Annotated in this window: 20 protein-coding genes; 11 read left to right on the top strand and 9 right to left on the bottom strand. The window is 74.8% G+C overall.

Features of this window, described 5'->3' with window-relative positions; all coding sequences use genetic code 11:
• Positions 1–13: 13 nt before the first annotated feature.
• On the bottom strand, positions 14–1519 hold the full coding sequence (locus ND486_RS10710) for a GAF domain-containing protein (RefSeq protein WP_251784197.1): 1506 nt from the start codon (positions 1517–1519) through the stop codon (positions 14–16).
• Between the two features lie 269 nt (positions 1520–1788).
• Here ND486_RS10710 and ND486_RS10705 point away from each other — a divergent pair, with 269 nt between their 5' ends.
• The gene (locus tag ND486_RS10705) at positions 1789–2526 is read left to right on the top strand and encodes a response regulator transcription factor (protein WP_062397435.1); all 738 of its coding nucleotides are present in this window, start codon (positions 1789–1791) and stop codon (positions 2524–2526) included.
• Positions 2527–2790: 264 nt separating this feature from the next.
• Positions 2791–4917, top strand: coding sequence for a PhoX family phosphatase (locus ND486_RS10700; protein ID WP_251784195.1), 2127 nt, complete (start codon positions 2791–2793; stop codon positions 4915–4917).
• Positions 4918–4963: 46 nt separating this feature from the next.
• Here ND486_RS10700 and ND486_RS10695 read toward each other — a convergent pair whose 3' ends face one another.
• Positions 4964–5746, bottom strand: a complete 783-nt coding sequence (locus ND486_RS10695; RefSeq protein WP_251784193.1) for a hypothetical protein — start codon at positions 5744–5746, stop codon at positions 4964–4966.
• Positions 5747–6025: 279 nt separating this feature from the next.
• Between ND486_RS10695 and ND486_RS10690 the strand changes: the two genes are divergently transcribed.
• On the top strand, positions 6026–7369 hold the full coding sequence (locus tag ND486_RS10690; RefSeq protein ID WP_224401529.1) for an MFS transporter: 1344 nt from the start codon (positions 6026–6028) through the stop codon (positions 7367–7369).
• A 44-nt stretch (positions 7370–7413) separates the two neighbouring features.
• On the opposite strand, the gene ND486_RS10685 is transcribed toward ND486_RS10690, so the two are convergent.
• From ND486_RS10685 to ND486_RS10660, 6 genes are all read right to left on the bottom strand, one after another.
• Entirely contained in the window at positions 7414–7698 is a 285-nt protein-coding gene (locus tag ND486_RS10685; protein WP_208820499.1) for a hypothetical protein, read from the bottom strand.
• Positions 7699–8086: 388 nt separating this feature from the next.
• On the bottom strand, positions 8087–10132 hold the full coding sequence (locus ND486_RS10680; RefSeq protein ID WP_251784190.1) for an NAD(+) synthase: 2046 nt from the start codon (positions 10130–10132) through the stop codon (positions 8087–8089).
• A 24-nt stretch (positions 10133–10156) separates the two neighbouring features.
• Entirely contained in the window at positions 10157–10429 is a 273-nt protein-coding gene (locus ND486_RS10675) for a hypothetical protein (RefSeq protein ID WP_062397427.1), read from the bottom strand.
• 13 nt (positions 10430–10442) lie between these two features.
• Positions 10443–11630, bottom strand: a complete 1188-nt coding sequence (locus ND486_RS10670) for an esterase family protein (RefSeq protein WP_251784188.1) — start codon at positions 11628–11630, stop codon at positions 10443–10445.
• Between the two features lie 25 nt (positions 11631–11655).
• Entirely contained in the window at positions 11656–13353 is a 1698-nt protein-coding gene (locus ND486_RS10665) for a GNAT family N-acetyltransferase (RefSeq protein ID WP_285898583.1), read from the bottom strand.
• A gap of 109 nt (positions 13354–13462) precedes the next feature.
• Positions 13463–14395, bottom strand: a complete 933-nt coding sequence (locus tag ND486_RS10660) for a hypothetical protein (protein ID WP_251784187.1) — start codon at positions 14393–14395, stop codon at positions 13463–13465.
• A gap of 296 nt (positions 14396–14691) precedes the next feature.
• On the opposite strand from ND486_RS10660, the gene ND486_RS10655 reads away from it, so the two are divergent.
• The gene (locus ND486_RS10655) at positions 14692–15486 is read left to right on the top strand and encodes a PRC and DUF2382 domain-containing protein (protein ID WP_251784184.1); all 795 of its coding nucleotides are present in this window, start codon (positions 14692–14694) and stop codon (positions 15484–15486) included.
• 80 nt (positions 15487–15566) lie between these two features.
• Here the strand turns inward: ND486_RS10655 and ND486_RS10650 are convergent, their stop codons facing one another.
• Positions 15567–16583, bottom strand: coding sequence for an alpha/beta hydrolase (locus ND486_RS10650; protein ID WP_251784182.1), 1017 nt, complete (start codon positions 16581–16583; stop codon positions 15567–15569).
• Between the two features lie 324 nt (positions 16584–16907).
• Here ND486_RS10650 and ND486_RS10645 point away from each other — a divergent pair, with 324 nt between their 5' ends.
• From ND486_RS10645 to aspA, 7 genes are all read left to right on the top strand, one after another.
• On the top strand, positions 16908–18077 hold the full coding sequence (locus ND486_RS10645) for a lipase family protein (protein ID WP_251784173.1): 1170 nt from the start codon (positions 16908–16910) through the stop codon (positions 18075–18077).
• Between the two features lie 128 nt (positions 18078–18205).
• A complete protein-coding gene (gene rph, locus ND486_RS10640; protein WP_251784171.1) occupies positions 18206–20794 on the top strand; it encodes a rifamycin-inactivating phosphotransferase in 2589 nt (862 codons plus the stop codon).
• A 77-nt stretch (positions 20795–20871) separates the two neighbouring features.
• Positions 20872–21309, top strand: coding sequence for a VOC family protein (locus ND486_RS10635; RefSeq protein ID WP_251784162.1), 438 nt, complete (start codon positions 20872–20874; stop codon positions 21307–21309).
• 160 nt (positions 21310–21469) lie between these two features.
• On the top strand, positions 21470–22126 hold the full coding sequence (locus ND486_RS10630; RefSeq protein ID WP_251784161.1) for a FadR/GntR family transcriptional regulator: 657 nt from the start codon (positions 21470–21472) through the stop codon (positions 22124–22126).
• A 77-nt stretch (positions 22127–22203) separates the two neighbouring features.
• On the top strand, positions 22204–23595 hold the full coding sequence (locus ND486_RS10625; RefSeq protein ID WP_251784432.1) for an amino acid permease: 1392 nt from the start codon (positions 22204–22206) through the stop codon (positions 23593–23595).
• On the top strand, positions 23592–24551 hold the full coding sequence (locus tag ND486_RS10620) for an asparaginase (RefSeq protein WP_224401535.1): 960 nt from the start codon (positions 23592–23594) through the stop codon (positions 24549–24551). Before ND486_RS10625 ends, ND486_RS10620 begins: the two co-directional genes overlap by 4 nt.
• Positions 24548–25948 carry an aspartate ammonia-lyase gene (gene aspA / locus ND486_RS10615; protein WP_251784159.1) on the top strand — a complete coding sequence of 467 codons (1401 nt, stop codon included), beginning with the start codon at positions 24548–24550 and terminating at the stop codon, positions 25946–25948. Before ND486_RS10620 ends, aspA begins: the two co-directional genes overlap by 4 nt.
• The last annotated feature ends 86 nt before the right edge of the window (positions 25949–26034 follow it).

The following is a 26034-nucleotide window of genomic DNA, read 5'->3' as shown; positions in this document are numbered from 1 at the left end:
CGCGGCCCGGGGGTCAGTCCCGCAGGTGCTCGGCCCGTGCGGCGACGGCGGCGCGGCGCGGGTCGTCCCGGTCCAGCAGGTCCAGCAGCAGCTCGTGCACCTCCAGGTCGTCGGTCCCCAGCGGGTGCACGACGAAGCGGTGCAGGAGCGCGACGTCGTCCGAGGCGAGCACGGCGTGCCGCAGCCCGACCACGAGCTCGTCGCGCAGCTCGCGCACGGCGGGCGCGTCGGAGCGGGGCAGCAGCTCGCCGTGGCAGGAGTCGAGCGCGTCGGAGACCCGGCCGTCGCGCAGCGCCGCGCGGACCCGCAGGAAGTCGGCCTGGGGCCCGGCCGCCAGCCGGTAGGGGCGGGTGAGCAGCAGCTCCGCGCCCAGCGACGACCGCAGCCGGTGGATCTCGCCGCGGACGGTGGTCGGGTTGCCGTCCTCGCCGTAGAGCATCAGGGTCAGCTGCTCGCCGGAGAGCCCGTCGGGGTGCAGCGCCAGCGCGGTGAGGATCTCCGCCGGGCGCAGGGTGGCGGCGAACTCCTCGCCGTCGAGGGTGACGCGCGGACCGGCCCCGCCGGTGAAGCGCAGCTCCAGCGGGCGGGGCGCACCGGTCGGCGCCGTCGGGACGACGCGCCCGCGCCGCCGCGACGGCGGCACCAGCAGGTAGCCCTCGGCCAGCCTCTCGACGGCCATCTCCCGGCCGTCGCCGAGCTGCACCCGGTCGACGCCGTCGTCGAGCCGGATCCGCTCGGGGAACAGGCCGTAGGGCTCGCTGGCGATGACCCGGCCGCTCGCGGACAGCAGGGCGCCCTCGGAGCCGCGCAGCGCCGCGAGGTGCGGCATGTTCTTGACCCGCAGCCGCTCGTCGGCGATCGCCAGCCGCACCCGCAGCTGGTTCTCCGCGAGGTGCGCGGTCGCCGTCACCAGCTGCACCAGCGCGGGGTGCACGGTGTGCAGCGGCCCGGAGATGTCGATCGCGCCGATGGTGTCGCCGGTGTCGGGGTCGTGCACGGGGGCCGCGACGCAGGTCCAGTCGTGGTAGGTCCGGACGAGGTGCTCGGCGGAGTGGATCCGGACCGGCTCGTCGACGGCCAGCGCCGTCCCCATCGCGTTGGTGCCGATCGTCTCCTCGGCCCAGCGGGTGCCCTCGACGAGTCCGACGTCGTCGGCGGAGTGCAGCAGGCCGTGCGCGCCGTCGCGCCACAGGACGGTGCCGTCGGCATCGGTCACGAGCATCACGTGCATCGCCTCGTCGGCGATGCTCACGAGGGTGGAACGGAGCAGCGGCATCACCGCGTGCAGCGGGTGGCCGGTTCGGACCTCCTTCAGCTCGTCGGCGAGATAGATGAGCGGGGGGAGTCGGCCCTCCGGGTCGACGTGCGCGGCCAGGCTGCGCTGCCACGAGTCCGAGACGACCGGGCGGGGGGTGCCCGCCGAACCGCCGGCGCCGAGACCGTCGTCGTAGATGCGCCGCAGGCGATGTGCGTCGGCGACCATCTCCTCGGGGGACGTACCGCCCTCGGCTCCGCTCACGTCGCCTCCCGTCACGGCTGGGGGCACGTCGTGCCCTGCTCCCACGTGATGTCCCGCGCCGGCGCGGGACCGTCCCGGAATCGGTGGACCGTCCCGGGGTCGTGAGCATACCCGCTGCTCGGGGGCTCGACCCCTCGTGACCGGGGCGGGATGCGACGTCGCTCGATCGCGCGCAACGTGGGGGCAACGTGGCGCTCCTTACGGTTTGCCGCATCGGGACGCCGGGTGGCGTTCCTGCGATGACGCAACAGATCCACCGGAGGACAGCGATGACGCTCGAAGCCGTTCGTGAGGCCACCGATCTGCGTGCCGGCCGCGGGGCCGACGGCGCGGATGTGATCCGCCGCGCGGCCCGGGTACTCGTCGTCGACTCCGAGCCGGTCGTCCGGCACGGGCTGCGCGCCCTGCTGACCGCCGAGCCCGACCTGGCCCCGGCCGGTGAGGCAGCCTCCCCGCGCGACGCCCTGATGGCCGCCGAGCGCGCCCGCCCCGACGCGATCATCGTCGACATCGAGTTCGCCCGCGACGAGCGGCCCGGCCTCGACCTGGTGCGCGCGCTGCTGGAGCGCTGCCGCGGGGTGAAGATCCTCGTGCTGACCGGCTGCCGTGACCGCGACTCGATGATGCGCACCGTCCGCCTGGGTGTCCACGGCTACCTGCGCAAGGGTGCCGACACCGCCGAGATCGTGCGGGCGCTGCGCACGGTCCTGCGCGGCGAGGGTGTCTTCGACCCGGGCACCGCGAGCGCCGGCCCGCTGCAGGTGCTGCGCGACACCGACCCGGCGCCGTCGCCCACGCCGGACCTCTGCAAGACCTCGCTGCTGACCGACCGCGAGAACCAGGTCCTGCGGCTGCTCGCCGTCGGCCTGTCCAACCGCGAGATCGGGACCCGGCTGCGGATCTCCGAGGCCACCGTGAAGTTCCACGTGCGGAACCTGCGCGACAAGCTCGAGGTCCGTCGTCGCACCGAGATCGTCTACACCGCCGCCCGCCAGGGCATCGTCTGATCCCGCCGGGCCGGGGCGAGGCACGCGCCCGCCCCGGTCCGTGCCCTCGTCCAGCGCACGCGCGACCGGCGCGGTCACCCGACGGGTGACCGCGCCGGTCGCGTTGCGTGGTCGACACCACCCCTTCCGGGGATGCGTTCACCCGGCGGCCACCTTCTCCTCACCCCACGGGAGAACGGGGGTGCTGGGATGCGGAGGAAACGGACGGTTCCGAACGGACCGGACCGGACCGCGTCATCCCACCACGACCCCAGGAGGACGACCGTGGCCCACAGCTGCCCCGGCGACGCCCCCCAGGCCGGCCCCCGCCGTGCCCTCCCGCTCCTCGACCGCGTGCGGCACGGACGTCAGGGCCTCACCTGCCGCTACCGGTGCGGCGACGCCTGCTCCCGGCCCGAGCCCAACCCGTCGTCGAACGCCTACTTCGGTGACGTCATGCAGGCCGTGCTCGACCGGCGCGGGATGCTCCGCGCCGGTGCGGTGATCGGCCTGGGCGCCGGGGCCGGTGTGGCCCTGGCCGGCACCGCCTCGGCGGCCGAGCCCACCCCGGCCGCGCCGGCCCACCCGCTCGGCGCCGACGTGGCCGCTCCGGTGCAGGCCCGGCCCCCGCGCGGGCTGCAGTACGAGACGGTCGCGCCGAACCTCGACGACGCGATCCGCGTGCCGGTCGACTACGCGAGCAACGTCGTGATCCGCTGGGGCGACCCGATGTTCCCGGACGCGCCGGAGTTCGACTTCGAGAACCAGACCGCCGCCGCGCAGGCCCGCCAGTTCGGCTACAACAACGACTTCTGCGGGATCCTGCCGATCGACGGCCCCGGCCGCCGCTACGTCATGTTCTCCAACCACGAGTACACGCTCGAGCCGCTGATGTTCCGCGGGTACGACGAGGACGCCCCCACCCCCGAGCAGATCCGGATCGGCATGGCCGCGCACGGCGGCGGCGTCGTCGAGGTGACCCGCGACCTGCGCACCGGCGAGCTGCGCTACGACCGCGCCGGGAGGCTCAACCGGCGCATCACCGCCGACACCGAGATGGTGCTCGACGGCCCGGCCGCCGGGGCCGAGGTGCTGCGCACGAAGGCCGACCCGACCGGGCGCAGCGTGAAGGGCATGATCGGCAACTGCGCCGGTGGCACCACTCCGTGGGGCACCTTCCTGTCCGGCGAGGAGAACTTCGACGGCTACTTCGCCTCCGGCCCGGTCACCGACGAGCGGGCGAAGCGCTACGGCATCTCCGAGGGGTCCTCGGAGCGCCGGTGGGAGACCGTCGACCCGCGCTGGGACCTCGCGCAGGAGCCGAACGAGGCCAACCGGTTCGGCTACATCGTCGAGATCGACCCGCACGACCCGCGCTCGAAGCCGGTCAAGCACACCGCGCTCGGCCGCTTCAAGCACGAGGGCGCCACCGTCGCGCTCACCCGTGACGGGCGCCCCGTCGTCTACATGGGCGACGACGAGCGCTTCGACTACGTCTACAAGTTCGTGTCGGACAAGCGGATGCGCCGTGGTCACAGCCGGGCCGCACGCGAGCACAACGCCACCCTCCTGTCGTCGGGCACGCTCTACGTCGCGACGTTCACCGGGGACAGCCCGGCCGCGGAGATCACCGGCACCGGGGCGCTGCCGCGCGACGGCCGCTTCGACGGCTCCGGGCAGTGGAAGCCGCTGGCCTCGACCACGACGTCCTACGTGGACGGCATGAGCGTCGCCGACGTCTTCGTGTTCACCCGGCTCGCCGCGGACAGGGTCGGCGCGACGAAGATGGACCGCCCGGAGGACGTGGAGCCCAACCCGCGCACCGGGAAGGTCTACATCGCCTGCACCAACAACTCCGACCGCGGCAAGGCGGGCGCCAAGGCCGGTCCGGACGAGGCGAACCCGCGCAACGCCAACCAGCACGGCCACGTCATCGAGCTCACCGAGACGCGTGACGACCCGGCGGCGACGACGTTCGCCTGGAACATCCTGCTGGTCTGCGGGAACCCCGACGACCCGTCGACCTACTTCGGCGGGTTCGACAAGTCCCAGGTCAGCCCGATCACCTCGCCGGACAACGTGGCGTTCGACCCCTACGGCAACCTGTGGGTCTCGACCGACTCCAGCCAGGCGCTGGAGATCAACGACGGCCTCTACGGCGTCGTGCTGGAGGGGCCGCAGCGCGGCTCGACCCGGCTGTTCGCCAGCGTCCCGGTCGGGTCGGAGTGCTGCGGGCCGGTCGTCACCGAGAACTTCGTGCTGGTCTCGGTGCAGCACCCGGGCGACGTCGACGACGCCTCACCGGAGAGGCCCGCGTCGCACTGGCCCGACGGCGGAGCCGCGCAGCCGCGTCCGGCCGTCGCCGCGATCCGGCACCTGAAGGACGGACGCCCGGCGAAGATCGGCGTCTGAGACCACCGCAGCCCGGTCCGTGCACCGCCGCGGATCGGGCTGCGGGTCAGGCGCAGCGGCCGAGGTCCGGCTCGCCGGACCCGGCGCGCTTGTCGAACGAGATGTGCACGTGGTCGTAGTGGTTCGCGGTGTCCCCGCCGCGGTCCTCCATCGTCGACCACCCGGAGCCGTCGTTCATGCGCTGCTCCCAGATCACGTACTTCACGCCGAGCTCGTCGGCGTTGGCCAGGGCGCAGTCGGCGATGCGGTCGCCCTTCTGCCCGCGCACCATGATGTCCAGGGCGTGTCCGGTCGGGTGGTCGGAGGCGTTCTCGCGCTGTGCGACGCCGATCAGGTCGGTCTCGCCGTAGGCGCAGCCGAGGAACTCCGCGGCGTCGGACACCCAGGCCTTGACCCGGCCCAGGTCGTCGAGGTCGAGCCCGCACGACGGATCGCCCAGCCCGCGGGCGGCGAGCTCGGCGGCGGTCCTGGCCTGCTCGGCGGCCTCCTGCGCGAGGTCCTGGGCCTTGCGGGCCGCGGCGAGGCTCGCGTCCGCGGCGGGGTCGAGCAGGCCCGCGTCGCGGACGATCTCGGCGCCGAGCACGGGTGTGTCCCGCAGTCCCCCGGCGGCGGCCGCGGCCTCGGCGGACGGAGCGCCGGGGCCGTCGTCGTCCCGGCCGTCGGACACGTCCTGTGCGGCCAGGCGCAGGTCGGCCTCGGCCGGCCCGAGGCCGAGCCCGGTCACGGGCGTGACGACGGCGAGCGTGCCGCTCGCGACGGCGGCCGCGGTGGCGACGTGACGCAGACCGGGCCGCAGCCCGGCCTGCGCCCGATGTCGGTGTCGGGGCACGACGGTCTCTCCTCCGGCACGCGGACCGGCCGGGCTGCGGGGGAGCGTCGGGATCGGGGGATCCCGGCCCGTCGGGGGTACCGGACCGCGTGTTCAGTGACCGGACGGTAGCGAATGTCCCGTGATGTCCGATCTTCGCGGACCGTTCGTGGCGGCGACCGCACCCGGCCGTGCGACGAGTGGCGCGGATCGGGCACCCCGGACGTCTTTACCCGACCGGACGTTCGGTGCAAAGTAGCGCTGTCCGGGACACCGCCGTCCCGGGGCAGGGGAGGACGCATGACCGAGCAGCAGGCCGGGCCCGGCGCGGGCCCGACGAGTGCCGCCGACACGACCGGCTCCGCGCCCGGGCAGGTGCGCCGGGTCGCCGCGACGAGCGCGATCGGCACGACGATCGAGTGGTACGACTTCTTCATCTACGCCACGGCCGCGGCCCTGGTGTTCAACAGCCAGTTCTTCACCACGATGTCCGCGGCCTCGGGCACCCTGGCCGCGTTCGCGACCCTCGGGGTCGGCCTGGTGGCGCGTCCGCTCGGCGGCATCGTGTGGGGGCACTTCGGCGACCGCCTCGGCCGCAAGAAGATGCTGGTCTTCTCGCTGCTGCTGATGGGCGTGGCCACCGTCGGCGTCGGCCTGCTGCCCACCTACGGCCAGATCGGCGTCGCGGCGCCGGTGCTGCTCGTCGTGCTGCGCCTGCTGCAGGGCCTCTCGGCCGGCGGTGAGTGGGGCGGCGCCGCGCTGATGGCGGTCGAGCACGCCCCGCCCGGCAGGCGCGGGCGCTACGGCTCGTTCCCGCAGATCGGGGTGCCCGCCGGGCTGATCCTGGCCCAGCTGGTGTTCCTCGTCGTGTCCAACCTGACCACCCCCGAGCAGTTCGCCGCGTGGGGCTGGCGGATCCCGTTCCTGCTGTCGATCCTGCTGGTCGTCGTCGGGCTCGTGATCCGGCTGCGGGTGGAGGAGAGCCCGGTCTTCGCGATGCTGCGCCAGAACCGCGGCCGCAGCCGCGCCCCGATCCTGGAGGTGTTCCGGCACCGTCCGCGCGAGCTGGTGCTGGCCTCGGTCAGCTTCGTGGCGAACAACGCGATCGGCTACATCTTCCTGGCCTACCTGCTCTCCTACGGCACCCAGGTGCTCGAGGTCCCGCGGAACACCATGATCGTCGTCGTGATCATCGGCTCGCTGAGCTGGCTGGTCAGCATCGTCGCCGGCGCGGTCTGGTCCGACCGGGTGGGCCGCAAGCGCGCCTACCTGGTGGGCTCGGTGCTGCTCGTGGTGTGGCCGGTGCCGTTCTTCCTGCTGCTCGACACCACCGGGTTCGCCGCGATGGTCGTCGCGGTCGTCGTGCTCACGGTGGGGCTGGGCCTGTCCTACGGCCCGCAGTCCGCGTTGTTCGCGGAGATGTTCGAGGCCCGCTTCCGCTACAGCGGCGCCTCGTTCTCCTACGCCGTGGGCGCCGTGCTGGGCGGCGGGTTCGCACCGCTGATCGCCGCCGCGCTGCAGCAGGGCTACGGGACGTCGATGGCGGTCGCGGCCTACATGGTCGTCGTCGCCGTGATCTCGCTGGTCGCGGTGCTGCTCATCCGGGAGACGCACCGCCCGGACGCGCCGGCCCGGCTGTCCTGACGACGACGGCGCCCCGGACGTGGTGTCCGGGGCGCCGGGGCGGCCTAGATCGAGCGGTGCCGGCCGTTGCCGAGCGGGGCCGAGAGGTCCCGGGCCCGGCGACGCCCGGCCACGGTGCCCTCGGCGGGCCGCTCGTCGACGGTGCCGGGGCCGCCGGAGGACATCGAGCGGGCCTGCTCGGCCAGCTCGCGGGTCACGCAGGGCCAGGTGGCGCTGACCCCCGTCGCGTCCCGGCACTCACGGCAGAAGCCCTGCGCGTCGGGGGTGTGTTCCGCCAGGGTCCGCTCCAGCAGATCCGGCATCTCGGACAGGATGTTCGCGAGTGCCACGACTCACCTCCAGGTCGAATGCGGGCGACAGTAGTGGTCGGGTTCACCCGCCCCCGGCGGGGCGGGGGGCCCGTCGTCCGGGGTCCGTCGGTCCACTCAGGACCGGGTGTTCCCGCTGCTCGCGAGGGGTGTGCGGAATAGCGCCGGGGCCCTCCGGCGGTCCAGCCGCCCGGTGTGACGCCGCCCCGGCGGCACAGGGCGGCCCCGCCCGCTCGGTGAACCGTGCCGCCGATCGGCGACCGGTGCCGGCGACACGACGACACGCACCACCGCTGCGCCGGACGTGTGATCGGCTCACCCGTCGTCGCCGCCGGACGGCCCAGTGGGTCACCCCCGTCCGGACCCCGGGTGCTGCGGCGTCCGCGTCGCGCCCCGCGGCGGGCCGCCCTCAGCCGGCCGGGACCTCGCGTTCGATCTCGTCCAGCCAGATCGTCGCCGACAGGTCCGAGGGTGCCCGCCAGTCCCCGCGGGGTGACAGCGCGCCGCCCGCGGACACCTTCGGCCCGTTCGGCAGCGCGGAGCGCTTGAACTGCGCGAACTGGAAGAACCGTCGCGCGAAGACCTGCAGCCAGCGCCGGATCTCGGCGGGAGAGTAGGCGGGCCGCTCGTCGTCGGGGAACCCGGGCGGCCACTGGCCCGCGGCGGCGTCGGACCAGGCGTGCCCGGCCAGGAACGCGATCTTCGACGGCCGGAAGCCGTGCCGCAGCGTGTACCAGAGCGTGAAGTCCTGCAGCGCGTACGGACCGACGGTGGCCTGGCTGGACTGCACCTCGGTCGTCCCGTCCGAGGGCACCAGCTCCGGGGTGATCTCGGTGTCGAGCACCGAGCGCAGCACCGCCGACACCTCGGGCGGGAACTGCTCGGAGGAGACCACCCAGCGGATGAGGTGCTGCATCAGCGTCTTCGGGACGCCGCCGTTGACGTTGTAGTGCGACATCTGGTCGCCGACGCCGTAGGTGGACCAGCCGAGCGCGATCTCCGACAGGTCCCCGGTGCCGAGCACGATCCCGCCGCGCTGGTTCGCCAGCCGGAACAGGTAGTCGGTGCGCAGCCCGGCCTGGACGTTCTCGAAGGTGACGTCGTAGACGGGCTCGCCCCGGCCGAAGGGGTGGTCGATCTCCGACAGCATCGTCCGCGCGGTGCCGGTGATGTCGATCGTGGCGAAGGTGACGCCGAGGGCCTCGGACAGTGCGACGGCGTTGTTGCGGGTGTGGTCGGAGGTGGCGAAGCCGGGCATGGTGAAGGCGAGGATGTCGGTGCGCGGGCGGCCGAGCCGGTCCATCGCCCGCGCCGCGACGATCAGGGCGTGGGTGGAGTCGAGCCCGCCGGACACACCGATCACGACCTTCGGCTGGCCGATCGCCCGCAGCCGCTGCTCCAGCCCGGCGACCTGGATCGAGTAGGCCTCGAAGCAGTCCTGCTCCAGGCGCGCCGGGTCGGCGGGCACGAACGGGAAACGCTCCACGGTGCGGCGCAGGCCGATGTCGTGGCCGGGCGGATCGAGCCGGAACGCCACCGTGCGGAAGGCGTCGGTGCGGGCGGCGTGGGTGCGGCGGTTGTCGTCGAAGGTGCCCTGGCGGCGCCGCTCGCCGGCGATCAGGTCCAGGTCGACGTCGGCGACCGCGTGCCGCGCGCCCTGCGGGAAGCGCCCGGACTCCGCGAGCAGCACGCCGTTCTCGTAGATCATGGTCTGGCCGTCCCACGAGACGTCCGTGGTCGACTCGCCCTCACCCGCGGCGGCGTAGACGTAGGCGGCCAGGCAGCGCGCCGACGCCGAGCGCGACAGCAGGTGCCGGGTGTCGGCCCGGCCGACCGTGATCGGTGAGCCGGACAGGTTCGCCAGCACCGTCGCCCCGGCCAGCGCCGCCTCCGCCGACGGCGGGATCGGCACCCAGTAGTCCTCGCAGACCTCGGCGTGGAGCACGAAGCCGGGCAGGTCCTCGGCGGCGAAGAGCAGGTCCGTACCGAAGGGGACGTCGGTGGCGCCGAGCCGGATCGAGGCGCCGCGGACGTCGTCCCCGGGGGCGGTCTGGCGACGCTCGTAGAACTCGCGGTAGGTGGGCAGGTAGGACTTCGGGGCGACGCCCAGGATCCGGCCCCGGTGGATCACGACCGCGCAGTTGTACAGGCGGTGGCGGTACCGCAGCGGTGCCCCGACCACGAGGACGGGCAGCAGGTCCGCGGTCGCCTCGACGAGGGAGAGCAGCCCGGTCTCGACGGTCTCCAGCAGCGTGTCCTGCATCAGGACGTCCTCGATGGAGTAGCCCGAGAGCGTCAGCTCGGGGAACACCACCAGCCCGACGCCGTCGTCGGCGCAGGTCCGGGCGGTCTCCAGCACGGCGGCGACGTTCGCGGCCGGGTCGGCCATCGTGGTGTGCAGGGTCGCCGCGGCGGTGCGCAGGAAGTGGTGGCGGTAGACGGAGCGGAAGTCCACGCCGTCATTCTGACCGGTGGGTGGTCAGCTCCGCCGACCCGCCAGCATCCGCGCCGCCGCGCAGGCGACCCCGGTGGCGAGCAGCAGCCCGAGCAGGACCGCCCAGCCCGCCCCGACCGACCCGCCGGCCAGCACGACCCCGAGCGAGCCCAGCCATGCCAGCGGCACCAGCAGCCACAGCGCCAGGCCGTGCAGCACCTTCGGTATCTCCCCGACGCCAGCAGCGATCACGATCCACACCACCCCGGCGAGCAGCCCGCCGACGAGCAGCAGGGTGCCGACTCCCTCCCAGACCACGTGTGTCTCCTTCCTAGGGGTCGGGCACCGGCAGCACACGCTGCGGCACGCCGGGCCCGTCGTCGATCGTGACACCCGCCGGCGTCACGGGCGGGACCAGCGGCCCCAGCAGGTGCGCACCCAGCCAGTCCACCAGGTCCGGCAGCTGCGCGCGGACGGCGTTCTGGTTGTGTCCGCCACCCGGGTAGAGCCGGGTGTCGACGGTCACCGGCGGCGCGGCGGCCGCGCGGATCCGGTCCGCGGCGGCCCGCTCCTCGGGCTCGTCGGAGCCCGCGGTGACCAGCATCGCCAGGGGCGCGGGCCGCTCGCCCAGCAGCGCGACGACGTCGTTGGCGGCGGCCAGGTCGGGCCGCCCGGCGAACAGCTCCCCGGTGACGACGTCGTCGGGGGTGCGGTCGTAGCCGCTCTGGCTGACCGCGAGCGCGTAGGTGCGCGGGTGGCGCAGCGCCAGGTTCATCGCGCAGTAGCCGCCCGAGGACCAGCCGGCCAGCGCCCAGGCGCCGCGGTCGGGCCGCACCCTCAGGTGCCGGGTCGTCCAGTCGACGAGGTCGGTGGTCAGGTAGGTGTCGTCGGCCGCGCCGTGCTGGGCGTCGACGCACTCCTGGTCGTGGCCGAACCGGGGCTCGCCGTTGATGTCGGGGACCACCATCACGACCGGCGGGATGCGGTGCGCGGCGATCGCGGCGTCGAGGACGTCGGGCACCTCGAACAGCGCGGCCACCTCGCGGGGCTCGCCGGGGAACCCGGGCAGCCACTCGACGACCGGGAACCGCGCCCGCGCGTGCTCGGTGTAGCCGGGCGGGAGGTAGACGTCGGCGTCGCGGTCGATGCCGGACACGGCCCCGTGCAGGGTCATGTGCAGCGTGGAGCCCAGCCCCTGCGCGGAGCGGGCGGCGACCAGCGGCATCGCCGCGTCGAGGCCCGCGCCGTCCGGGCCGATGTCGGCGACCGAGCCCTCGCCGGGGTCGGGGGACGACCCGACCAACGACCCGACGGTGGGGAAGAAGCCGCCGAGGAGGTTGGCCCCGGCCCCGGCGGCCGCGAGCACGGCCACGGCCGAGACGGCCACGAGCAGCGTCCGGGCCACCCGGCGCAGCCGGTGCCACGCCCCACCGGTGAGGGCGAGCAGCAGCACCGCCGCCACCGCCGGCACGACCACCGCGGCGACGACGTCGAGGCGCAGCTCGGAGGCGTGGATCACGGCGCCGCCCCCGCGCGGACCCGGCTCACCGGCGCAGCAGCCGCAGCAGCGCCGGCGGTCGGCCGCCGAAGCCCTCGGCCTCGAGCACGACGAACAGCACCCGCGGCAGGTCGCGGACGGCGGGGAACAGCACGTAGCGCGGGTACCAGCTCGGGCGGAACTTCGCGTTGAACCGGTAGAGCGAGTCGATCTGCCACCAGCGCGACGCGATCCGCAGCACCCGGGCCCAGCCGCGGGCGACCGGTCCGGCGCCGATCCGCTCGCCGCGCTCCAGGGCGGAGCGGAACATCGCGAAGTTCAGCGACACCCGCTTCACGCCGTGGTCCTTCGCGGCGGCCATCAGTTCGGCGATCATCAGCTCGTTGACGCCGTTGTCGGCGTCGGCGTCGCGGACCATGAGGTCCAGCGAGAGCCCGTCGCGGCCCCAGGGGACCAGCTGCAGCATCCCGGACGGCTCGCCGTCGCGGAGCGCGGTGACGATCACCGCGTCCGGGTCGGAGGGGTCCGCGACCCGCGAGGACGCCATCGAGAAGCCGCGCTCGTCCTCGGCGCCGCGCCAGCGGTGCGCGCGCTCGGCGACCCGCATCCGTGCGGTCTCGTCGAGGTCCCGCAGCCGCGTCACCTCGACGGTGTGCCCGCTGCGCTGCATCCGGTTGACGGTCTGGCGGACCCCGCGCATGGGGCGTCCGTCCAGGCTGAACGACGCCGTCTCCAGCACCGCCTCGTCGCCGAGCTCGAGGGCGTCGAGACCGGCCTTGGACCAGGCGGTCGCGCCGCGCTCGGAGCAGCCCAGCACCGCGGGCGACCAGCCGTAGCGGGTGCAGATGCCGAGAAAGGCCTCGATCGCGCCGGGCCAGGCGCCGACGTCGCCGACGGGGTCGCCCGAGGCCAGTGCGACCCCGGCGAGCACCCGGTAGGACACCGCGGACTTGCCGCCGTGGGCGAACACCGCGGCCTTGTCCCGGCGCAGGGCGAAGTAGCCCAGCGAGTCGCCGTCGCGCTGGTCGAGCAGGGCGCGCAGGCGCTGCTCGTCGTCGGGGTCGAGCGACGGGCGCGGCTCCGGCGAGCGCAGGAGGTGGTACCCGGCGACGACGAGCGCGACCACCCCGAAGGTCAGCCCGATCGCCGAGGTCAGGTCGTCGAGCCACACGGCGCGCTGCTGGAACTCGACCGGTCCGGTCACCCCGATCAGCGACAGCGCCGCGTGCGCGGCCTGCGCGGCGATCGAGGGGTCGCCGACGAGCCGGCGCGGGTTGAGCGCGAGCAGCACCCAGACGATGAGGAAGCCGGACAGCCCGAACTGCAGCAGCGACCGGACCGACCGGCCGAGCCCTCCCGGGTCCTGCCGGGCGACGAAGTAGCGGCGCGTCGCGATCAGCGCCGCCAGCAGCGCGACGACCAGCACCGCGGGCCCGATGCCGCGCCGCTGGTCCAGCACGTGCAGCAGGTTGACAACGACGAGGAACGTCGTCGTCGCGGTCGCCACCCACCAGGCGCGCTGCTTGCGCCGGCGCAGCCCGGTGGCTAGCAGCAGCAGGCCGACCCCGGCGAGCGCGGTCACGACCAGCGACGCCAGCCCCAGACCTGCGGGCAGGCCCAGGGTGCTGCGCAGCTCGCTGCCGATGACCCGGCGCGGCGCGGGCAGCACCGCCGCGACGACGGTCAGCGCACCGACGATCCGCGCCGCCCACACCACGGCGCGGACGACGGCGGCCTCGGACAGCCGTCGTCTGCGGGCCTCCGGGTCCGGCGCCGGCGCCGCTCCGCGGGTGCGGACGTCCCCGTGCTCGTCCCGGTGCTCGTCCCCGGTGGTCCCGGGCGGGCCGGAGCCCTCAGAGCCCGTCACGCGTTCCTCCTGTCGATCCCGTCGCCGGTGGCGGACCACCGGCGACGCCCGAGCGGGCCACCGGAGCCGGCAGCCGGGCGCCGAGCGCGTCCAGCTCCGCGGCGACGACGTCGGCCGCCGGTGTCCCGGGCGCCGCGGTCACCGACCCCGACGCTAGCGCCGGGCCCGGCGGCGGCGCGTCCGGCACCGGGTCATCCTGCGTCGCCGCGGTGCGCACGACGACCAGGTCCAACGGATCGGGCGAACCGGACGCGGGGGCCGGGCAGCCGTCGCCGCCGGGCGGCCCCGCCGCCGTCGCGACGTCGGCGCGCTCGGCGAGCGCCCGGCCCAGCGGGCACCCGGGGCCCTCGGGCGGACCGGCGAGGGCCCACGCGGCCCGGTCGGTCCGCAGCACCGGCGAGCCGGCCGCGACGGCGGCGGCGCGCAGCCGGGACACCGGCACCCGGTCGGTCCACAGCACCACCACGGCCGGCATCCGGCCCGCGGTGACCGCGGCGTCGACGGCGGCGTCGACCGCGGCCGATCCGTCCGCGGGCCCGGTCCACACCAGGACGGGGTGGGCGAGGTGCTCGTCGTAGCCGGGCGGCAGGTGCGCGGGCACGTCGACGCCGTCGACGGTCAGCACGGTGTCCCGGCCGGGGCCGGTGACCGGCGGGGCGGGTGGCGCGGGCAGCCCGCCGCGGTCCGGTCCGGCGGCGAGTGAGGCGGGCGTCGGGTAGAAGCCGAACCAGGCGTTCGTCCCCACCGCGAGGGCGAGCACGACGAGCCCGACCACGGCCGGCAGCGCGGCCGCCCGCACCGCGGGCCGCCAGCGGGACCAGCGGCGCACGAGCAGTACGAGGGTGAGCGCGGCCGTGCCCGCGACGGCGGTGACGGTGACGGCCGACCCGAGCGGGAGCAGTGCGGTCCCGGCGAGCACGTCACCACGATTCCACGCCGGTTCCGGGGACCCGGCGGCGGGATGATCCGTCCCCGTCGTCGGGAACGTCCTAGATCAAGTCCAGAACAGACCGTCCCAAACATGCCGTCCGGGGTCGCCCGCGACGGGAACGCGCTACACCCAGCGTTGTCGCACAAGCGATCCCGTGGGGCCGGGTGGATGACGACGGTCACACGGACGACGGGGAACGGGGCGTCCGCCGCATGTCGGGGCGGTTCCGGGCCGACCCCACCGGTGTTCGACAGCATTCGCACCGAGCCACGGAGGAGAGCAGCATGATCACGAAGGACATGACCCGGGAGCTCATCGGTCGTCAGGTCGTCGACAACCACGGCGAGAAGGTCGGCAAGATCGGCCAGATCTACCTGGACGAGCGCAGCGGTGACCCGACCTGGGCCACGGTCAACACCGGGCTGTTCGGTACCAAGGAGAGCTTCGTGCCGCTGCAGAACGCCGACGTGCACGACCGCGACGTCGCGCTGGGCGTGGAGAAGAAGGCGGTCAAGGACTGCCCGCACGTGGGCCGCTCCGACGAGCGCCTGACCGGGTCGGAGGAGGACGAGCTCTACCGCCACTACGGCATCGGGCACGGCAACGGCAACGGCAACGGCCGCACGGACGCCCGCCACGCCACCGGTGAGCGCACCGACCGCGACCGCACCGACCGCACCGACCGCACCGGCGACGACGCGATGGTCCGCCACGAGGAGAACCTGCGCGTCGGCACCGAGACCGAGGAGACCGGCCGCGTCGCGCTGCGCAAGTACGTCGTGACCGAGGACCAGACCGTCACCGTCCCGGTGTCGCACGAGGAGGTCCGCCTCGAGCGCGAGCCGATCGACGGCACCGAGGCGAAGGCCCGCCCGGGCGCCATGGGCGAGGCCGAGCACGAGGTGACCCTGCACCGCGAGCGCCCGGTCGTCGACAAGACCACCGAGGCCGTCGAGAAGGTGCGCCTCGGCACCCGCACCGTCACCGAGGACGAGAAGGTCTCCGACACCGTGCGCAAGGAGCGCATCGAGGTCGACGACCCGCAGCACGCCCTGCCCCGCGACGAGCGCCGCAGCTGAGCGACGCACCGCGCCACCGGCGCGTCACCGGAGCCCGCACCTCGGGCCCGGTGACGCGCCGGGCCCATGTCGGGGGTCGGTCAGGTCGCGCCGAGCAGGGCGAACGCCGTCCGTAGCGCCCCGGCGGCCTCGGCGACGGCCTGGCGGGGCCGCACCCCGATCCCGAGCGAGGTCGCGAAGCCGTGCACGAGGTCGGGGTGGCGGCGCAGCGTCGCCGGGACGCCCGCCTCCCGCATGCGGGTGACCAGGTGCTCGCCCTCGTCGCGCAGCGGGTCGAACCCGGCGGTCGCGACGTAGGCGGGCGGCATCCCGGACAGGTCGCCCTCGGCGATCCGCAGCCGCGGGTCGTCGCGCATCGCCTCGGGCACGTACCAGCCCGCCATCGCCTCGATCGCCTCGCCGGTGAGCAGGAACCCGTCGCCGAACAGCTCGCGTGAGCGGGTGTGCCCGTCGAGCGCGGTGACCGGGAAGAACGCCAGGCAGAACACCGGACGCCCGGCCGGGTCGGCGCCGTCGCGGCTGGTCTCGCGGGCCACCGTCAGCGCCAGGCCGGCCCCGGCGGAGTCCCCGCCGACCGCGATCCGGCCCGGGGCCGCCCCGAACTCCTCCGGGTGCGCCGTGACGTGCGCGAACGCGGCCAGACAGTCGTCGACGGCGGCCGGGAACGGGTGCTCGGGCGCCAGCCGGTAGTCCACCGACAGCACCCGGGCGCCGGACTCGGCGGCCAGCGTCGCGCACAGCTCGTCATGGGTGTCCAGGTCACCGGCGACGAAACCGCCGCCGTGCACGTAGACGAGCAGCGCGCCGTCGACGACGTCGGGTCCCGGCGGCGGCACGTACAGCCGCGCCCGCAGGTCGGCGACCGCACCGGGGACCGTGCGGTCCTCGCGGCGCACCCCCGGCTCCTCGGGCCCGGCGACGACACGGTCGACGAACGACTGGCCCGCCCGCATCTGCTCCGGCGGCGGGACGGGCTGCGGCCGGCGCGGGGTGAGCAGCCGCAGCAGGAGCTGGATGTCGAGGTCGAGCTGCTGGCCGTCGCGCCGGACGGGCGGGCCGGCGATCGCCCGCTTCACCGGCTTCGGCAGGGCCAGCACACCGCGCAGGGCTCCTCGTGCGACACGTACCCGACGATGCACGGTGGCCTCCCGCGTCTACCCGATCTTCACCGTCGATTGTGGCACCGGGTGCCGTTGCGTGCCGCTCGTCGCGGCACGGATCACCGGCGGAGCGGCGCCGGGGAGCGGGACGAGGCGCCGCACGCCGCGCCGCAGCGTCGGGTCGCAGCGCCGAGCCCGTCGACAGTGCCGGAACGGCGCCCGCCGCGACCGTGTCGCAACGTCCGGTCGCGGTGCCGCCCGTTCCCCGGCGGACGGGTGCTCGTTCAGTCCAGTGGAGATCATCTGCGGAGGGGGACGGGCATGAGGACGAGACTGCGCGCGACGGTCGTGGCGGGGGTGGTGGCGGTCGTCGCGGCGGTGGTCGCGGTGCCGCAGGCATTGGCATCGCCGGACGGGCCGGGGGGCGAGGGTGCGCCGGGTGACGTCGTGTCCGCGGAGCGGGTCCTCACCCCGACGGTGCCCGCCGCGACGGCGACCCGGATCCTCTACCGCAGCCTCGACACCGACGATCGCCCGGTCACGGTGACCGGGATCGTCCTCACCCCGCTGGTCCCGGCGCCCGGGCCGACCCGGGTCGTCGGCTTCGCCGCGGGGACCCAGGGGCTCGCCGACCGCTGCGCGCCGTCGCGGCAGCTGCAGGCCGGCACCGAGTACGAGGCCCCGGCGATCGGTGCGCTGCTGACCAGCGGCTACACCGTGGCCGTCACCGACTACGAGGGTCTGGGCACGCCCGGCGAGCACACCTACGTCAACCGCGCGGCGCAGGCGCACGCCCTGCTCGACGTGGCGCGCGCCGCCCAGCGGGCCGGCGTCGGCGTGCCGGAGGACGCCCCGACCGCGCTCTACGGCTACTCCCAGGGCGGTGGCGCGTCGGCGGCCGCGGTCGAGCTGGCCCCGGAGTACGCCCCCGAGCTGGACCTCGTCGGCGCCTACGCGGGCGCGCCTCCCGCCGACCTGCGCGCCACCGGCCGGGCCCTCGACGGCGGCCCGTCCGTCGCGCTGCTCGGCTACGCCGTCTCCGGGTTCGACGCCGCCTACCCCGACCTGGGGGTGCAGGACCTGCTCAACGACCGCGGCCGGCAGGTGGTCGCCGAGCTGCGCGAGCAGTGCACCCAGGACTCCGCGCTGCGCTACCCGGGCCTGCGCTCGGAGGCGCTGTCCGCCGACGGACGCCCGATCTCGGCGTTCCTCGACGAGGAGCCCTTCGCGAGCCGGGTCGACGAGCAGCTGATCGGGCGTCGCACGCCCGGGGCGCCGGTGCTGATCGTGCACAGCGTCGCCGACGACATCGTGCCGTTCGGCCAGGGCGAGGAGCTCGCCGAGCGCTGGTGCGCCCGCGGCGCCGACGTCGAGTTCCGGCCGTCGCCCGTCCCCGGTCACCTCGGCGGGTACCCCGACGGCCAGGCCCGCGCGCTGGCGTTCCTGAAGGCCCGTTTCGCCGATCTGCCGACCACGCCCACCTGCGGCTGACGACCATGGCGGGAGTCCCTCCCGCCATGGTCAACGTATAACGCACCGGGGGACTTGCGGCAAGACCCGGGGACCGCGCCAGACTCTGCGCCCGGCGCCGTGACCTGCGGCGTCGTGGTGACACGGGGGTGGGAGTGCACGAGGTGCTGCTGCAGTTGGGCGAGGTCGGCCGGGACCGGCTCGGCGTCGTCGGGGGGAAGGCCGCGCACCTGGGGGAGCTGACCCGGACGGCGGGGGTCGCGGTCCCGGGCGGCTGGTGCGTGACCACCGGCGCCTACCGGGCCGTCGTGGGGGGCGCGCCCGGGTTCGACGCGTTGCTGGACCGCCTGGCCGGACTGCCCGCCGACGACGCCGACGGGCTCGCCGCGGTCGCCGCCGAGCTCCGCGGGCTGGTGGCGTCCCGGCCGGTCCCCGACGACGTCGCGGCGGCGGTCACCGCGGCGGTCGGCCGGGCCCCGGCCGGGACGGCGTGGGCGGTGCGCTCCAGCGCCACCGCCGAGGACCTGCCGACGGCGTCGTTCGCCGGGCAGCAGGACTCGTACCTGAACGTGGTCGGCGCCGACGCGGTGCTCGACCGGATGCGGGACTGCTGGGCGTCGCTGTTCACCGACCGCGCCGTGGCCTACCGCCGGCGCCGCGGCCTGGACCACCGCGCCGTCGCGATTGCGGTGGTGATCCAGGAGATGGTCGTCCCGGATGTGTCCGGGGTGCTGTTCACCGCCGACCCGGTGACCTCCGACCGGACCGTGACCGTCGTCGAGGCGGTGCCCGGGCTGGGGGAGGCGCTGGTGTCCGGCCTGGTCGCCGCGGACGCGTGGACGGTCCGCGCCGACACCGTCGTCGACACGCGGATCGCACCGCGGACGGTCGCGGTGCAGCCTGCGCCGGGCGGCGGCACCCGCACCGAGCGGCTCGACCCGGACGGCCCGCCCCTGCTCACCGAGGACCGGGTACGGGAGCTGGTCCGGCTCGGCCGGACGGTCGAGGCCGGGCTGGGGAGCCCGCAGGACATCGAGTGGTGCCTGTCCGGCGGCCGGTTCCAGGTCGTCCAGAGCCGCCCGATCACCACGCTGTTCCCGGTCCCCGCCACCGGCGACGACCGCCTCCACGTCTACCTGTCGGTCGGCTACCAGCAGATGATGACCGACGCGATGCGTCCGCTCGGGCTGTCGTTCTGGCAGATGACGACGCCGCGCCCGATGGCCGAGGCCGGCGGGCGGCTGTTCGTCGACGTCACCGCCGCACTGGGCACCCCCTCCGGACGGGCCGGCCTCCTCGCGGTGATGGGCCGGTCGGACCCGCTGACGACCGACGCGCTGCGCACCGTGCTCGACCGCGGCGCGGTCCCGCTCGGTGAGGATCCGGCGACGCCCGCCCCGGTGCACGGCGCGCCGACCACTGAGCCGCTGGACCCGGACCCGGCACTGGTCGCCGAGCTGGTCGCCGAGGGACGGGCGTCGGTGGCCGACGCGGCGCGACGGATCCACGGCCGCGTCGGACCGGAGCTGTTCGTCGCGATCCGCGAGGACATCCCCGAGCTGCGGGCGCGGCTGAGCAACCCGCGCAGCACCCGGGTGTTCATGACGGCGATGGACGCGGCGTACTGGATCGACGAGCACGTCGGCGAGTGGCTGGGGGAGCGGCCGTCGGACGTGCTGACCCGGTCGGTGCCCGACAACGTGACCTCGCAGATGGGGCTCGCGCTGCTCGACGTCGCCGACGTGGTCCGCCCGTACCCGGCGGCGGTGGCGCTGCTGCGCGAGGCCGGGGACGACGTGCTCGACGCGCTGGGGTCGGTGGAGGGCGGCACGGTGGCCCGCGACGCGATCGTCGGCTGGCTCGACGCCTACGGGGCCCGCTGCGTCGGCGAGATCGACATCAGCCGGCCGCGGTGGCACGAGCGCCCGGCCGCGCTCGTGCCGCTGATCCTCGGCCACGTCGACGGCGAGGAGCCCGGCGCCGGGCGCCGCCGGTTCGAGGAGGGGCGCCGCGCCGCCGAGGCGACCCGCGACGACCTGCTGGCCCGGCTGCGGGCCGGGGTCGACGGCGAGGCACGGGCCGCGCGGACGGCGCTGATGATCGACCGGCTGCGGACCTTCATCGGCTACCGCGAGTTCCCCAAGTTCGGCATGGTCTCGCGCTACGCGGTCTACCGGGCCGCGCTGCTCGCCGAGGCCGACCGGCTCGTCGCCGCACGCGTGCTCGACGACCGCACCGACGCCTACTACCTGCGGTTCGACGAGCTGGAGCAGGTCTCGCGCACCGGGCACGCCGACCTCGCGCTGGTGCGCGCCCGGCGGGCGGAGTTCGCCGCGTACGAGGCGCTGACCCCGCCGCGGGTGCTGACCTCCGACGGCGAGTGCCTGCAGGGCTCCTACCACCGCGACGACGTGCCGCCCGGAGCGCTCGCCGGGCTCGCGGTGTCGGCCGGGACGGTCGAGGGCCGCGCCCGCGTCGTCGCCGACCTGTCCGGGGCCGCGCTCGAACCCGGGGACGTGCTGGTCACCGCCTACACCGACCCCAGCTGGACGCCGGCGTTCGTCACGGTCGCGGGGCTGGTCACCGAGGTCGGCGGGCGGATGACCCACGGCGCCGTCGTCGCCCGCGAGTACGGCCTGCCCGCCGTGGTCGGGGTGGAGGGCGCGACCCGGCTGATCCGGGACGGTCAGCGGGTCCGGGTGGACGGCGGGAGCGGGCTGGTCGAGATCCTCGGCTGACACATGTCGAGAACCGGGGACCGGCTCCGTCCCCGGGGCGGACGCGGCCACCGGGGCCGCGCGGTCGGGAGGATGTCATGAGCGTGCTGCGGATGGACAACGTCGGCGTCGTCGTCACCGACCTCGACGAGGCGGTCGCGTTCTTCGGTGCGCTCGGCCTGGAGGAGGAGGGCCGGGCGACGGTGGCGGGCCCGGACGTGGACCGGCTGGTCGGGCTCGACGGCGTGCGGTGCGACATGGCCGTCGTGCGGACGCCGGACGGGCACGGCCGGCTGGAGCTCATGCGGTTCGTGTCGCCGTCGTCGCCGGCCGGGGACCCGGGCGCCGCGGTGAACGTGCTCGGCATCCGGCGGATCATGTTCGCGGTCACCGACGTGGCGGAGACCCTCGCCCGGCTGCGCGGACACGGCGCCGTGCCGGTCGGCGACGTGGTGCCGTTCGGCGGCGCGCACGTGCTCGCCTACGTGCGGGGACCGGACGGCATCCTCGTCGCGCTGGCCGAGGAGACCGGCTGACGGCGCCCGGCTGACGGCGGCCGACCGACCGGGGCCGGGCGGCCCTCGGCCGGGCGGCCCCGGTTCTTGACAGCGGCGCCCCTCCCCGTCACTCTCTTGCACCGTGAACCTGTCAGACAGCCAGACAGCCGGACAGCGTGGTCCCCGTCGCGTCAGCGCCATGGAGGCCGTGCTGTCCCACCTGCGAGCCATGATCGAGCGGGGTGAGTACGAGGTCGGCGACAAGCTGCCCGCCGAGGCGGCGCTGAGCGCGGAGTTCGAGGTCAGCCGGTCGGTGGTCCGCGAGGCGCTCCGGGGCCTGCAGGCGCTCGGGCTGACCGAGTCGCGCACCGGGCGCGGCACCTTCGTCGTCGCGACCGGTCCGACGGACGACCCGACCTTCGGCGACTACAGCGCCCGCGACCTGTTCGAGGTCCGCAGGCACGTCGAGATCCCGGTCGCGGGCTACGCCGCCGTGCGGCACGACGACGCCGACCTCGACGAGCTGTGGCACCTGGTCGGACGGATGGACGCCGAGACCGACGACGCCACCTGGGTCGCCCTGGACTCGCTGTTCCACATCACGATCGCGCGGGCGTCGCGGAACCCCGCGTTCGCCAAGGTCATCGAGGAGATCCGGGAGGCGCTGGCCGCGCAGTCGTCGTTCCTGAACAAGCTGGGCGACCGGCGCGAGCAGTCCAACGCCGAGCACCGGCGGATCGTCGCGGCGATCGCCGAACGCTCCTCCGAGCGCGCCGTCGCCGAGATGACCGCCCACCTGGGCCACGTGGAGCAGACCCTGGCCGGGATCGTGCGCGAGGGCGGGGTGACCCGGTGACCCGGACGCGACCCGCCCCCGTCGCCGACCCCGGCGACTCCGGCTACCGCAAGGACCTGCGGGCCCGGCACATCCACATGATCGCCATCGGTGGGGCGATCGGGACCGGGCTGTTCCTCGGTGCCGGCGGCCGTCTGGCCCAGGCGGGACCGGCGCTCGCGCTGGTCTACGCGGTCTGCGGCGTCGTCGCGTTCCTCGTGGTCCGGGCGCTCGGTGAGCTGATCCTCCACCGGCCCTCGTCGGGTGCGTTCGTGTCCTACGCCCGGGAGTTCATGGGGGAGAAGGGCGCCTACGTCGCGGGCTGGATGTACTTCCTCAACTGGTCGACGACCGGGATCGCCGACATCACCGCGATCGCGCTCTACGCGCACTTCTGGTCGTTCTTCACCCCGGTCCCGCAGTGGGTCCTCGCCCTGGTCGCGCTGGCCGTCGTGCTGGTGGTCAACCTGGTGTCGGTGCGGCTGTTCGGCGAGCTGGAGTTCTGGTTCGCCATCGTCAAGGTCGGCGCCCTGGTGGCGTTCATGCTGCTGGGCATCTGGCTGCTGGCGACGCAGACCCCGGTCGACGGGGTCACCCCCGGACCGTCCCTGATCACCGGGAACGGCGGGATCCTCCCGGCCGGGCTGCTGCCCGCGGTGCTCATCGTGCAGGGCGTCGTGTTCGCCTACGCCGCGATCGAGATGGTCGGCGTCACCGCCGGCGAGACCGAGCACCCGGAGAAGGTCATGCCGCGGGCGATCAACTCGATCGTCTGGCGGATCGCGCTGTTCTACGTCGGCTCGGTGGTGCTGCTGACGATGCTGCTGCCGTGGACGGAGTACTCCGCCGGGGAGAGCCCGTTCGTCACGGTGCTCGCCCGGCTCGGGCTGCCCGGCGCGGACAGCATCATGAACCTGATCGTGCTCACCGCGGCGCTGTCCAGCCTCAACGCCGGCCTCTACACGACGGGCCGGATCCTGCGCTCGATGGCGGCGTCGGGGTCGGCACCCCGCTTCACCGGGGTGATGAGCCGGCGCGGGGTGCCCTACGGCGGGATCCTCCTGACCTCGTCGATCTGCGTGCTCGGCGTCGGGCTCAACGCGGTGGTCCCGGCGCAGGCGTTCGAGATCGTCCTGAACTTCGCCGCGATCGGCATCCTCGGCACCTGGGGAACGATCATGATCAGCAACCTGCTGTTCGTGCGCCGCTGCCGGCGCGAGGGCGTCGAGCGGCCCGCGTTCCGGCTGCCGGGCGCGCCGTACACGCACGTCGCGACGCTGGTGTTCCTCGCCGCCGTCGTCGTGCTCATGGCCTTCGACGAGGTCGGCCGGATCACCCTCATGGGGCTGCCGGTGATCGTCGGCGCCCTGGTCGCGGGCTGGTACGCGGTCCGCAACCGCATCGACATGTCCGCGTTCGACCGGACCGGTTTCGGCGCGGACGACACCACGGCCCACAGCACACACGCCGGAGAGGACGACACGGTATGACCCAGCTGGCCGCCCCGCCGAGGATCGGGGTACCGGCCCACGAACCGCTGGTGCACCTCCTGCGCGACGGCATGGTCGAGGGGGTGCACCACGGCTCGGTCGTGGTGCTCGCCCCGGACGGCTCGACGCTGTTCGCCGCGGGGGACCCGGACGTCGCGTTCTACCCCCGCTCGACGGCGAAGCCGCTGCAGGCCGCGGCGATGGCCCGGCTCGGGCTGCGACCCGGTCCGTCCGGGTTCGCGATCGCCGCCGCGAGCCACTCCGGTGAGCAGGCCCACCTCGGCGCCGTCCGGGCGCTGCTCGGCCCGATCGGCGTCGGCGCGCTGGGCAACCCCGCCGACCTGCCCTACGACCCCGAGGAGCGGGACGCCTGGCTCGCCGCGGGCCGGTCCGCGTCGCAGCTGGCGCAGAACTGCTCCGGCAAGCACGCCGCGATGCTGCGGACCTGCCTGCTGCGCGACTGGCCGACCGAGGGCTACCTGGACCCGCGGCATCCGCTGCAGACCGCGATCCGGGGGACCGTCGAGGACCTCACCGGCGCCCCGGTCGCCCGGACCGCCGTCGACGGCTGCGGGGCACCGCTGTTCGCGGTCTCGCTGCGGGGTCTGGCCGGCGCGCTGGCCCGGCTCGTCACGGCCGACCCGGAGTCCCCGGACGGCCTGGTCGCGGCCGGGATGCGCCGGCACCCCGAGCTCGTCGGCGGATCGCGGCGCCCGGTCACCGCGCTGATGCGGGCGGTGCCCGGCCTGCTCGCCAAGGACGGCTTCGAGGCCGTCACCGTCGCCGCGCTGCCGGACGGCACCGCCGTCGCCGTGAAGATCGCCGACGGCGGGCTGCGCGCCCTGCGCCCCGTCGTCACCGCCGCACTCGCCCGGTGCGGCGTCCACCTCCCGCCGGGCCGGGCCGACCTGCGGGTCACCGGACCCCTGGCCACCGCCGAAGGAGAGACCGCATGAGCGCCGTCCGTCACGAGCACGACCTGCTCGGCGACCGCGACGTCCCCGCCGAGGCCTACTGGGGCGTGCACACCGCCCGGGCCCGGGAGAACTTCCCGATCACCGGCACCACCATCGCCGCCTACCCGCACCTCATCGAGGCGCTCGCGGCGGTGAAGGAGGCCGCGGCCCTGGCCAACCGGGAGCTGGGGCTGCTGGAGCCGGAGGTGGCCGACGCGATCGTGGCCGCCTGCGCCGAGATCCGGGGCGGGGCTTTGCACGACCAGTTCGTCGTCGACGTCATCCAGGGGGGTGCGGGCACCTCGACGAACATGAACGCCAACGAGGTCGTCGCCAACCGGGCGCTGGAGCTGCTGGGCCACGAGCGCGGCCGCTACGACGTCGTGCACCCCAACGAGCACGTCAACATGTCCCAGTCGACCAACGACGCCTACCCGACCGCGGTCAACGTCGCGACGATCCTGGCGGTGCGCGAGCTGTCGGAGTCGATGCACGTGCTGGAGCGCGCCTTCGCGGCGAAGGCCGTCGAGTTCCACGACGTGCTCAAGATGGGTCGCACCCAGCTGCAGGACGCCGTGCCGATGACCCTCGGCCAGGAGTTCGGCACGTACGCGGTGATGCTGGGCGAGGACCGCGAGCGGCTCACCGAGGCCGCGGCGCTGCTGCACGAGATCAACCTCGGCGCGACGGCGATCGGGACCGGTCTCAACGCGGCGCCCGGCTACGCCGAGGCGGCGTGTGCGCACCTGGGCGAGATCACCGGGGTGCCGGTCCGGACCGCGGCCGACCTGGTGGAGGCCACCCAGGACTGCGGCGCGTTCGTGCACCTGTCGGGTGTGCTCAAGCGGATCGCGGTGAAGCTGTCGAAGTCGTGCAACGACCTGCGGCTGCTGTCCTCGGGCCCGCGCGCCGGTCTGAACGAGATCGACCTGCCGCCGGTCCAGGCCGGCTCCTCGATCATGCCCGGGAAGATCAACCCGGTGATCCCGGAGGTGGTCAACCAGGTCGCGTTCGAGGTGATCGGCAACGACGTCGCCGTCACCATGGCCGCCGAGGCCGGACAGCTGCAGCTCAACGCGTTCGAGCCGATCATCCTGCACTCGCTGTCGGAGTCGATCACGCACCTGGGCGCCGCGTGCCGGACGCTCGCGACCCGCTGCGTCGCGGGCATCACGGCGAACACCGACGTGCTCCGCGGCTACGTGGAGAACTCGATCGGGCTGGTCACCGCCCTGAACCCGACGATCGGCTACGCCGCCGCCACCGAGATCGCGAAGGAGGCGCTCGCGTCGGGCCGCGGGGTCGTGGAGCTCGTCGTCGAACGGGGCCTGATCCCGGCCGACGAGCTGGCCCGGCTGCTGCGCCCGGAAATGCTGGCCCGCCCCGGCACGCGCTGAGACCCTCTGGCCCCGCCGTCCCCCCCGGCCGGGGCGGCGGGACCGGCCCAGGGCTGCGGCGGGGCCTCGTCGGGCAGTCCGCGGGT

The sequence above is a fragment of the Pseudonocardia sp. DR1-2 genome (assembly GCF_023717215.1).
Lineage (GTDB): Bacteria > Actinomycetota > Actinomycetes > Mycobacteriales > Pseudonocardiaceae > Pseudonocardia > Pseudonocardia alni.
Note: the sequence above shows the minus strand (reverse complement) of the source record. Positions and strands in the feature narration are given on the sequence as shown.